We start from the raw sequence: 10,635 nt of genomic DNA, 5'->3' as shown, positions 1-10,635 counted from the left end.
TTGTCCTTGGTGGCGTAAATGAGGGGGAGAACAGAGTCGGAATTTTGTTCCGTTTGGTAAAATATACAAAAACCAGAGAGGGCTGACTCCAAAAGTCCGCTTTTTGGCGGACTTTTGGGTCAGCCCCTTCTTTATCGGCAGCCTGTTCGGGCTTCGCGCGGCTTCCCATCGGCTGCCTGTTCATTCGCTCCCTCTCCTTTTAGCAAGGGCGAATCGTTTGTTTCTCGCTAATCACGACCCCGCGCCTTTTCATTTCCTCAATATACACCTCTCCTGGCACGGCTTGCTCCGGCGGATAGACGCCGCGCTTTGTGATCACCCCGCGGCCGATGAGCTGGGCGACAGCGGAAATGGTGTAGGCCGTCGTGCGCGCCATCGCCGTTACCTTGTTTTCGCGGTCATTAAACGTGACGGTCTCGTATTCCAATACCGTTTCCTTCCCGCCTTTTCGGCCGCCGACGATGACCCGAAGCAACACCACATCATCTTTCCCTTTCAAATCAAGCAGCGGCTTCAGGACGGAAAGCAGCACATCGCGCGGTTTGACTTTGCATCCATTGACCTCCACTTCCACATCGTGGCGCGTCAAGTTCAAATCGACGAGCAGCTTAAATTTTTCTGCATGGCCGCGGTAGCGGATCGTTTTGTACTCGAGCCGCTTCAAGTTCGGAAACGAGCGCGAGAGCGTCGACGTCCCGCCTGAGGTGTGAAACGCTTCAAGCGGCCCGAACCGGTCGAAATAAATCGGCTCGACTTCCGAAAGCGACGGCACTTCCTGCTTTTGGCCGTCGCGGATAATGAGAGACGGATCGGTGTAATGGTCAAGCAGCCCCTCGAGCGAAAACACATGGTTGTACTCCAGCGGCGGCTCAGGGCGGACGGGGATGCCGCCAACATACAGCAAGATGGATTCCACCTCATCGAGTTGACTCGCCCCATAGCCGGATAAAATGTTGATCATCCCCGGCGCGACGCCAAGGTCGGGGATGATGGTCACCCCAGCGGCTTGGGCTTGTTCATGCAGCTCAAGCACCCGATCGGTAATATGGCCGATATGGCCGCCTAAATCAACCGAATGGACACCCGTTTCGATCGCTGTTTTCGCCACCGTTTCATTGAAGCGGTAAAACAAGGCATTGACGACGACATCATGCCCTTGCATGGCCGCTGCCAGTTGTTGCGGATCGCCGGCATCCACCCGCACAGCGGCAAGCTTTTCGGAATGAAGCTGCCGCACCGTCTGCTCCACTTTAGCCAAATCGACATCCGCCAGCGTCACCGCCTCAACATCTTGGCTTTGTACTAAATCGCGCGCCGCTTCTTTTCCCATCAGCCCCGCTCCAAGCACGAGCACTTTCATCGTTCTCTCCCCCTCTGTCACCGATTGTTTGCCATACGCTTACATGACAGCCGCTGTTTTCACATCGTTGCCGCGGCCGCCGCTTCGATTCACGATATAGGTTCCACGTTGATCTTCGCTTCTCTTTTGCCGACCATGTTGCAAGCGACAGCCCGGTTCAATCATCGGTATCGATTTGCGCCCGTTGCAGCTTGCCGCTGAAATCGACATAAATGCTCCGCCATTCGGTGAAGACGTCAAGCGCCGCGACGCCGGAGTCGCGGTGGCCGTTGCCCGTCCCTTTCGTGCCGCCAAACGGCAAATGAATTTCCGCCCCTGTCGTGCCGGCGTTGACATACACGATGCCGGTGTCCAAATCGCGCATTGCTCGGAAGACGCGGTTGACATCGCGGGTGAAAATGGCGCTTGACAGCCCGTAATCGACACTGTTGTTGACGGCGATCGCTTCGTCCAAACTGCGGACGGACATGATCGATACAACCGGGCCGAAAATTTCTTCGCGGGCGATGCGCATATTCGGCGTGACATCGGTGAAAATCGTCGGCGCGTAGTAAAAGCCGCGCGCATAGTCGCCCTCGCGCAGTCGATGACCGCCAATCAGCAATTTCGCCCCTTCTTCTACACCAATGCGCACGTAGCGGTCGATCTTTTGCAGCGCCTCTTCATGGATGACGGGTCCGACTTTGACCGTTTCATCCAACCCGTTGCCGATTTTCAATGTTTTCACGGCTTCCAGCAGACGCCGCTCAAGCTCCTGTTTCACCCGCTCATGGACGATGACCCGGCTGCACGCCGTGCACCGCTGGCCTGATGTGCCGAACGCACTCCAGATGATGCCGTCAACCGCCAATGTCAAATCGGCATCATCCATGACGATCACCGCGTTTTTCCCACCCATTTCGAGCGACACTTTTTTCAACAGTCGTCCGCATTTTTCCGCAATCATCCGCCCGACTTCATTCGATCCGGTAAATGAGATGACCTTGACATCCGGATGCTCGACGAGCGCATTGCCGACTGTCGGTCCGTCACCGTGGACCACATGAAACACTCCCGGAGGCAAGCCCGCTTCTTCAAAAATGCGAGCTAATTCCTGCGCCATGATCGGTGTCTCGGGCGCGGGCTTCCATACGACCGCATTGCCGGCCACAATCGCGGGGAACGACTTCCACGTTGCGATGGCAATCGGAAAGTTCCAAGGAGTGATGATGCCGACAACCCCCACCGGCACGCGGACGCTCATCGCAAACTTGTCTTTCAGCTCAGACGGCGTCGTATCGCCGAACAGCCGCCGCCCTTCCCCCGCCATATAAAACGCCATATCAATGCCTTCCTGCACTTCGCCGCGCGCTTCCTCGATCACCTTGCCCATTTCCATCGTCAACAGCCGTGCCAATTGTTCTTTCCGCTCCTTTAGCAGCATGCCGACTCGATATAAAACTTCCGCGCGTTTCGGCGCCGGCACGAGCGCCCACTGTCTTTGCGCTTCTTTGGCTGCCTGAACGGCCTCATCAATATCGTTTGGCCCGGACATCGCCACCTCGGCAATCGTTTCCCCCGTCGCCGGATTAATCACCGGCGCAAATTGCCCGGTGCTTGGCTCCTTCCATTCTCCATTGATATAGTTTTGGATTTTCACTGTATACTCCCCCCATTTTTCCAGATGATTTATTGAGATAATTTATACATTGAACGCCGAGCGATGATCGTCAGGACTTCCTCTTGGCCCGCAAGTCCTGGATCGTGGCGGCCACCGAAATGTGGTCCGGATCGGCCAATACTTCAATCACCGTCGGCTTCTTGGCCTCAAGCGCCAACAGAAGCGCTTCCGTGAACTGTTGTTCCGTCTGTACTTGGAACCCGCGGCCGTTTAGGCATTCTGCCAAACGGGCAAACGACACGCGGCCTAAATCGGTGCCGATGACCCGCCCCGGAAACTGCAATTCTTGATGCATGCGGATGGTGCCGTACATATGATTGTTAAACACAATGCTGATGATCGGAATATCGTATCGAGCGGCCGTTTCCAACTCCTGCACCGTCATCATAAAGCCGCCATCCCCGGATAAAGAAACGACGGTCCGGTCGGGAAAGGCCAGTTTCGCGCCAATGGCGGCCGGCATGCCATATCCCATCGCTCCTGACGTCGGGCCGATGTACGTGTGCCCATCCCCAAACGGGAAAAAAGCATGGAGCCAACCGGCGAAATTCCCGGCATCGTTCGTAATGACCGCATTTTTTGGCAAATGGCGCGCCAAACTTGCCATCACAGCTTCATAGAGATTGCGATGTTCCACCGGCAGCCTGGCTGTTTGTTCGTACCGTTTCCTCCGTTCAGCCGCCCATTCTTGCCAAGACGGCCGCACCGCGAGATCGAGCAAACGGGACAGCACTTCCTGACAGTCAGCCCAAACCGCGAGATCCGGTGCATACACTTTTCCGAATCCATCGCTGTCAATATCGATGTGAATCAGCGTCTGATTGGGAGAGAGCAAACGGTAATCTTGTGTCGTTACTTCCGATAGCCGCGTTCCCAATGCCATCACCACATCCGCCTGCTCGGCCGTTTCGATGACCGCTTTGGGCGACCCTAGACCTAGGTGTCCGACATAGCACGGATGGTTGTGGGGAAACACGTCATGCCGCCGGAACGCCGCCATGACCGGAAGTGCATACTTTTCCGCCCATAAGCGCAGCAACTGCTCCGCTCCCGACCATTTGACGCCGCCGCCAGCAATCACGAGCGGCCGTTTGGCGCGCTTCAGAATCTCTTCAATGTGCTGTATATCTTCTTGCCTTGGTGCCGGCTTCGGCACATCGGTCTCGGCTATCACTGCTTCCGCTATCGTTTTGGAAAAGACATCTTCTGGCAGTGAAACGACGACGGGGCCGGGCCGCCCTGTTTTCGCGGTGCGAAACGCCCGTTGCACCAGCTCTGGCACCCGCTCGGCTTCGCGAATTTCGACCGCCCATTTGGCGATCGGACGAAAAAACGCTTCCATATCGACTTCCTGAAATCCTTCACGCCCTAGGAAGCGGCTGTTCACTTGCCCCAAAAACACGACCATCGGAGTGGAATCTTGCCTCGCGGTATGGACGCCAATCGCCAAATTCGCTCCGCCGACCGCCCTTGTAGCCAGCACGACGCCGCACTTTTGCGACGCTTTCGCATACCCTTCCGCCATAAAGGAAGCACCCCCTTCATGGCGGGCGGAGATGAACTCAATGGATGGCTCATCATAGATGGCATCAAGGAGGGGCAAATAACTTTCCCCCGGCACACCAAACACATAACGGATTTGTTCCTGTTTGAAACATTCGACGATGGCTTGAGCCACCGTGATGTGACGCATCGTTCGCTTCATGGCGCCGATTCCTCCCAATTCACTTGCTTCCATCGTTCAACGGCTTGCTGCAGACGCTCCATCGGCGCTGACAGCGATACGCGGACATATCCTTCCCCTGCGGGTCCAAACGCTGTTCCCGGTGTGACGATGACTCCCGCTTCTTCGAGCAGTTTGGCGGCAAATCGTTCGGATGAGTATCCGTCATAGACCGGGATCCACAAGAAAAAGGTCGCTTTCGGCCGCTGCACGTCGATGCCCAGTTCTCGGAGTTTCTCGACCATCCTATTCATGCGTTGTTCATAAATGCGGCTATTTTCTCGAATAAACGTCTGTCCGTTCATCAAAGCGGCCACCGCCGCCTTCTGGATCGGAATAAACTGGCACGTATCCGTGTTGCTCTTGATCACCGAAAGCGCTCGAATCATGTCCCGGTTTCCGACCACGTATCCGATGCGGCAGCCGGCCATGTTATAGCTTTTGGACAACGATCCAAATTCCACCGCCACTTCCTTTGCCCCGTCCACCTGCAAAATGCTCGGCGCTTGAAAACCGGCAAACGTCACGAACGAGTAGGCCGCATCATGAGCAATGAACATCCGGTGCCGACGGGCAAGTGAAACGGCTTCGGCCAATACATCCAAATCGACAGCGGCGGCCGTCGGATTGCTCGGATAATTGAGAAACATGATTTTCGCTTGGTCATAAACGGACGAGGGAAGCGCATCAAACCGAGGAATATAACCATGTTGCGCATCGAGCGGCAGCGATCGGCTCTGGCCGCGGGCAAAATGGACGGCCGTCCGGTAGACAGGATAGCCTGGATCAGGCACTAAGGCGAGCTCGCCGGGATTGAGAACGGCTTGCAGCAAATGGACGATTCCTTCTTTCGAGCCGATTAACGCCAACACCTCGGTCTCCGGATCGAGCTTGACGCCATATTCCCGTTCATAAAAACGCGCGACCGCTTCCCGATACTCCCTGCAGCCGCCATACGGCGAATACGTATAGTGTTCTGGCGCATCGAGCGCTTCTTTCAACGCTTCGATGATAAAGGAAGGGGGCGGCAAATCGGGGGCGCCGATCCCTAAATCAATGACATCGACCCCGAGCTTTAGCAATTCTTCTTTTTTCTTCTGAAATCGGGAGAACAAATATGGCGGCATCGTCTGCACAATATCGGAAAATGTGTTCAATCCCATCCCTCCTCATGGCCCTTCGTTTCAGTTTATGCGCACGCCCATCACCCTCATGCCCGTCTCACGTTCAAGAAGCAGCCTATCATACCAATGGCTTTCTCACATCAAGACATCATCAAAATCTTTTTTCTCGAAAAGCGGTCGATGCAGGAGAAGTGGTTATTTTTTCACTAAGCTGCTAGAAAAACGCGATCAACCTTCTGAAACCCGGCCCTTTCGCCATAAAAAGAAGCGGCCGGCATCATCCACGGTTCGATGACGCAACTGGCCGCTGTCTATGGAAGCGAAGCGCCGGCGAAGGCGTCGCGATAGACTGCGCAGTTTTCCCCGCATGATCATTCTATGACTAGAAATTTGCACCTTATGCCATTATCATAATCAATCCGAAACGATTTGTAAATATATTTTTTAAAAATTATATATTTTTAAAATAATAAGGAACCGCACCAATTTGCACAACAAACAAGAGGGGCGATGGCCCCCCTCCGCTGCTTCGATCAGCACTGAGCGCTTTCCAGCTCATGCTTTTTCCGTTGATCGAACTTCCATATTCTCTCCACCATGCCGAGCATCGCAGCCCGCTTCTTGTCATTGATACAGCGACGAGCCTTGCCGAATAAATTGTTGCGCTTTTTCTTTCATCCCTTCCTCTTTGATTTGCCGCTGCAGCTCGTGCGAAATGTTCATCGAACAAAACTTCGGCCCGCACATCGAACAAAAATGAGCTGTTTTCGCCGCCTCGGCCGGCAATGTTTCATCATGGTACTCACGAGCCCGTTCCGGGTCAAGCGACAAGTTGAACTGGTCGTTCCAGCGAAACTCAAAGCGCGCTTTCGAGAGCGCATCGTCACGCTGCTGGGCGGCCGGATGCCCTTTCGCCAGATCAGCCGCATGGGCGGCGATTTTATAGGCCACGACCCCGGCGCGTACGTCCTCTTTATTCGGCAGCCCTAAATGTTCTTTGGGCGTTACGTAACAAAGCATCGCCGTTCCATAAGCGCCAATGATGGCGGCGCCAATCGCCGACGTGATGTGATCGTATCCCGGCGCGATGTCGGTGACAAGCGGCCCTAACGTATAAAACGGCGCTCCATGGCAAATGTCCTGTTCCCGCTCGACATTTTCGCGAATTTTATGCATCGGAATGTGGCCCGGCCCTTCGATCATCACCTGCACATCATGCTTCCAGGCGATTTTCGTCAGCTCGCCAAGCGTTTCCAGTTCGGCAAACTGCGCCTCATCGTTCGCATCGGCGATGGAGCCGGGGCGCAAGCCGTCGCCAAGGGAGATCGCGACATCGTATTGTTTCAAAATCTCGCAGATTTCTTCAAAATGCGTATACAAAAAGTTTTCTTCATGGTGGGCCAAACACCATTGGGCGATGATCGAGCCGCCGCGCGAGACAATGCCGGTCGTCCGGTTGGCGGTGAGCGGAATGTAATGAAGCCGCACACCGGCGTGGATCGTCATGTAGTCGACTCCTTGCTCCGCCTGCTCCATCAACGTCTCACGATACACGTCCCACGTTAACTTCTCCGGCACCCCTCCTACCTTTTCGAGCGCCTGATAAATCGGCACCGTTCCCACGGGGACCGGCGAATTGCGGATGATGTACTCACGTGTTTCATGAATGTGTTTGCCGGTCGACAAATCCATGACCGTATCGGCGCCCCAACGCACCGCCCAAAGCAGCTTTTCCACTTCATCTTCAATCGAGGATGAAACGGCCGAGTTGCCGATATTGGCATTAATTTTCACATGGAAACGACGGCCGATGATCATCGGCTCACTCTCGGGGTGATTAATGTTCGCCGGAATGATCGCCCGTCCGGCCGCTACTTCCTGGCGAACGATTTCGGGGTCGATTCGTTCACGGATGGCGACGAACTCCATCTCTGGTGTGATGATTCCCCGTTTGGCATAATGCATTTGCGTTACGGTTTTTCCGGGCTTTGCCCTCAATGGACGGCGCACGAACGGCAGCGGGCGGACGCCGGCGGTCGCTGATGGCTTCACTTCTTCGACATCGCCGCGCTCAACAATCCAGTTGCGGCGAAGAGGCGGCAATCCTTTTTCGACGTCCGGCTCAAAATGAGGATCGGTGTATGGACCGGTTGTGTCATAGACGCGCACCGGCTCGTTTTCCACCGTTCCTTGCGGCGTTTTCGTCGGCGACAACACGATCTCTCTCATCGGCACGCGCACATCCTTGCGCGATCCTTCAATGTACACCTTGCGGCTGGCTGGAAATGACATGAACGAGCGGATGTTTTCCATGCGGCTTTCCTCCTTTGAAATGGTGGTTGAGACCTGCAGCCGCACCAGCAAAAGAGAGGCAAAAACGGGGGATATTTACGCAAAAACGGGTTCCGCAAAACGAACGGAACCCGATCAAGGCAAAAAGGCCAAATGAACAGCCTGTGCGTCCATCTGTTCCCGCTGCCTGCTTCCCTACGCTGGCATGACCCAGATCAGGTTCAAAGGGTCAAAGAACTTCATCGCGTTCTTTTCTCAGCCCGGCTCCCGGACTCCCCTAGCAGATGAGCGTATAACAATGATGACTGACTTTTTTTATTTTATCAGGCAATTGGCAAAGATGCAAACCATTTTATTCCAAACGTTGACTCCCACACGTCGTTTGAAAGCCCCTCTTTCTCGAAGAAAGCGTCCTTTTCCTCACTCACACAGAAAATTTCTTCAGCATTGCCCGCATCTCGTCCGCCATCTGACCGAGCGATGTCGACGAAGAGGCGATTTCCTCGACGGAAGCCATTTGTTCCTGCGTCGCTGCCGATACGTTGGCCGCACCGGACGCTGACTGTTCGACAATATTGGTCATCTGTTGGAGTGCGTCGTTCACTTGGCGGGCATGCTCCTTCATTTGCTCGATGGCGGATGAGACTTGTCCAATTTGTTGACTCACTTGGCTGACCTCCTCACGAATATGGGCGAATGATTGACCGCATGCCGCCGCCACGTTCAATCCTTTCGCTACTTCGGAGATCACCTGTTCGGCAGACGAAACCGCCCGCTTCGTTTCTTCTTGAATGTAGCCGATCAGCTCGGAAATTTGTTGCGCGGAGCGCGCGGATTGTTCTGCTAGCTTGCGCACTTCATCCGCGACAACCGCAAACCCTTTCCCTTGCTCGCCGGCGCGCGCCGCTTCGATCGCGGCATTGAGCGCCAACAAATTCGTCTGCGACGCAATGCCGGTGATCGCTTCCGTAATTTGTCCAATCTCATTCGAGCGCTCCCCGAGCCTTTGAACGACCTGGCCAAGCGCTTGAACGTGGTCGTAAATGAACTGCATTTGCTCGGACATTTGTCCGATGGACTGCTTGCCGTCCTCTGCTTTCGCCGACGTTTTCTCGGCGCGGTGCGCCACATCTTTCGTATGGCAAGCGACGTCGCTCAATGTTTGGGAAATATCATGCACGGACGCGGCGGTGGTGCGGACAGCATCAGCCTGCTCCTCCGCACTTGCCGCAAGCGTTTCCATCGTTGTCGCAATTTGCTCTGTCGCTTTCGTCGTCTGTTCGGCGACAGCGGCAAGCTGCTGAGAATATTGCGCTACTTCTTCGGCATGATGTTGGATTTGCCCCATCACACTTTGCCAAGCGTCTGCCATATCGTTTAACGACGCCGCAATCGGCCGCAGCTGCTGCACGCGATCAAGCGGTACGCGCACCGTCAAATCTCCGCCTGTCATCTTGCCTAAATGTTCGTTAATAACGGCAATCGGGGCAACAAACCGTCGATAGTTGAGCGTTGCCGAAACGAAGCCGAGCATCGCGCCAAACAGCACTGTAGCAACAAGCGTCCACCAAAACGCCGCCCCGCGAATGCCATTGGCCAGGCATATCGCAAGGCCGATCGCCGCCGTGCCGGGAATGACGACGAACATCGTGCGAATGATATAAACGCTTAACGACAACCCTTTCTCCTCCTTTTTTCCTATTGTCGAAAAATTTTTGTCTGCTGCTGTAGCATTGACATATTCGTCAACGTGCATTGGTTTTCCTTCTTTAGCGCCCAACCGGACATCCTTTATATGACAGGAGTTCATCAAAAACCCGTGGTGCTAGATAAAATCGAGTAAGCATAAAAATAGCCCTTGCTTGTGGATCTCCTGTAGAATGAAAGTGCTATCCAACATTCGAAAGGAGAATCCCCATGCAAGAGCACTTTCATTTTACTACAGATCAAGCAAAGATTCAAAAACAATATGCAGTCATTTTCTTTTTTGTTTCTGCCCAGCTGTCACAAATTCAATTCTATCTTCAACGTCGCAATCGTCATTTGGTGAAACAAGAAGATACGGTGATCATTGCTATATAAGTTGCAATAAAGATTTTCCGATTGTTCGATTCTGTTTTCCTTCATAACAAGTCATTTTGATAGAATGCAGCGGGCGTTCTACTGGATGTAAAACAAAGTTTCAACTTATATAGTAATGTCTCCGCTTTTTCTAAGCAAGTAGCACTTTGCGGAGTGCAAAACGGAAATGTATTACAATTCTTTCTTCATATAATATGAAATTCCTTTGTACGTTTCCGTGAAAATCCCCACCACTTGGTGAGTGCGGTATACGCTCCTGATCCGTGAGGGTATACTGAAAATGGCCAAAAAAGGCAATAGGAAAGCAGAGGTGCCCGATTTTAGGCATCTCGTATAACCTGTCTGCCTTTTGGCTAGACTAAATAAGTTGTGGTTGGCGGAACGGCTCTTTGCG

The 10,635-nt window shown here is 53.8% G+C and carries 8 protein-coding genes, 1 pseudogene and 1 riboswitch; of the genes and pseudogenes, 2 read left to right on the top strand and 7 right to left on the bottom strand.

The window, feature by feature from the left end:
* From ETC02_RS17520 to thiC, 6 genes are all read right to left on the bottom strand, one after another.
* A partial coding sequence (locus ETC02_RS17520) for a hypothetical protein (protein ID WP_216367856.1) occupies positions 1–184 on the bottom strand: 184 nt, incomplete at its 3' end.
* Between the two features lie 15 nt (positions 185–199).
* A complete protein-coding gene (locus tag ETC02_RS15465; RefSeq protein WP_050368185.1) occupies positions 200–1,360 on the bottom strand; it encodes a saccharopine dehydrogenase family protein in 1,161 nt (386 codons plus the stop codon).
* A gap of 157 nt (positions 1,361–1,517) precedes the next feature.
* Positions 1,518–2,999 carry an aldehyde dehydrogenase family protein gene (locus ETC02_RS15460; protein ID WP_047752293.1) on the bottom strand — a complete coding sequence of 494 codons (1,482 nt, stop codon included), beginning with the start codon at positions 2,997–2,999 and terminating at the stop codon, positions 1,518–1,520.
* 70 nt (positions 3,000–3,069) lie between these two features.
* Positions 3,070–4,725 carry a thiamine pyrophosphate-binding protein gene (locus ETC02_RS15455; RefSeq protein WP_033009540.1) on the bottom strand — a complete coding sequence of 552 codons (1,656 nt, stop codon included), beginning with the start codon at positions 4,723–4,725 and terminating at the stop codon, positions 3,070–3,072.
* The gene (locus ETC02_RS15450; protein ID WP_171698395.1) at positions 4,722–5,900 is read right to left on the bottom strand and encodes an aminotransferase class I/II-fold pyridoxal phosphate-dependent enzyme; all 1,179 of its coding nucleotides are present in this window, start codon (positions 5,898–5,900) and stop codon (positions 4,722–4,724) included. Before ETC02_RS15450 ends, ETC02_RS15455 begins: the two co-directional genes overlap by 4 nt.
* Positions 5,901–6,491: 591 nt before the next feature.
* Positions 6,492–8,180: a phosphomethylpyrimidine synthase ThiC gene (gene thiC, locus ETC02_RS15445; RefSeq protein WP_015373895.1), complete on the bottom strand. Its 1,689-nt coding sequence runs from the start codon at positions 8,178–8,180 to the stop codon at positions 6,492–6,494.
* Here thiC and ETC02_RS15440 point away from each other — a divergent pair.
* Positions 8,158–8,316: a hypothetical protein gene (locus ETC02_RS15440; protein ID WP_155266780.1), complete on the top strand. Its 159-nt coding sequence runs from the start codon at positions 8,158–8,160 to the stop codon at positions 8,314–8,316. The two genes, thiC and ETC02_RS15440, sit on opposite strands and share 23 nt — an antisense overlap.
* An 18-nt stretch (positions 8,317–8,334) precedes the next feature.
* Positions 8,335–8,448: riboswitch (TPP riboswitch) on the bottom strand.
* A 135-nt stretch (positions 8,449–8,583) separates the two neighbouring features.
* Here the strand turns inward: ETC02_RS15440 and ETC02_RS15435 are convergent.
* Positions 8,584–9,837 carry a methyl-accepting chemotaxis protein gene (locus ETC02_RS15435; RefSeq protein WP_050368752.1) on the bottom strand — a complete coding sequence of 418 codons (1,254 nt, stop codon included), beginning with the start codon at positions 9,835–9,837 and terminating at the stop codon, positions 8,584–8,586.
* Positions 9,838–10,076: 239 nt separating this feature from the next.
* On the opposite strand from ETC02_RS15435, the pseudogene ETC02_RS15430 reads away from it, so the two are divergent.
* A pseudogene (locus ETC02_RS15430) lies at positions 10,077–10,238 on the top strand (IS982 family transposase); the annotation flags it as partial.
* Positions 10,239–10,635 lie beyond the last annotated feature (397 nt).

This window comes from Geobacillus sp. DSP4a (assembly GCF_013096875.1).
GTDB classification, from domain to species: Bacteria; Bacillota; Bacilli; order Bacillales; family Anoxybacillaceae; genus Geobacillus; species Geobacillus thermophilus.
Note: the sequence above shows the minus strand (reverse complement) of the source record. Positions and strands in the feature narration are given on the sequence as shown.

Excerpts from the sequence above, each read along its gene's own strand:
- ETC02_RS15465 (WP_050368185.1), bottom strand. The coding sequence starts at position 1,360 with ATGAAAGTGCTCGTGCTTGGAGCGGGGCTGATGGGAAAAGAAGCGGCG.
- ETC02_RS15455 (WP_033009540.1), bottom strand. The coding sequence starts at position 4,725 with ATGAAGCGAACGATGCGTCACATCACGGTGGCTCAAGCCATCGTCGAA.
- ETC02_RS15440 (WP_155266780.1), top strand. The coding sequence starts at position 8,158 with ATGAACGAGCGGATGTTTTCCATGCGGCTTTCCTCCTTTGAAATGGTG.
- thiC (WP_015373895.1), bottom strand. The coding sequence starts at position 8,180 with ATGGAAAACATCCGCTCGTTCATGTCATTTCCAGCCAGCCGCAAGGTG.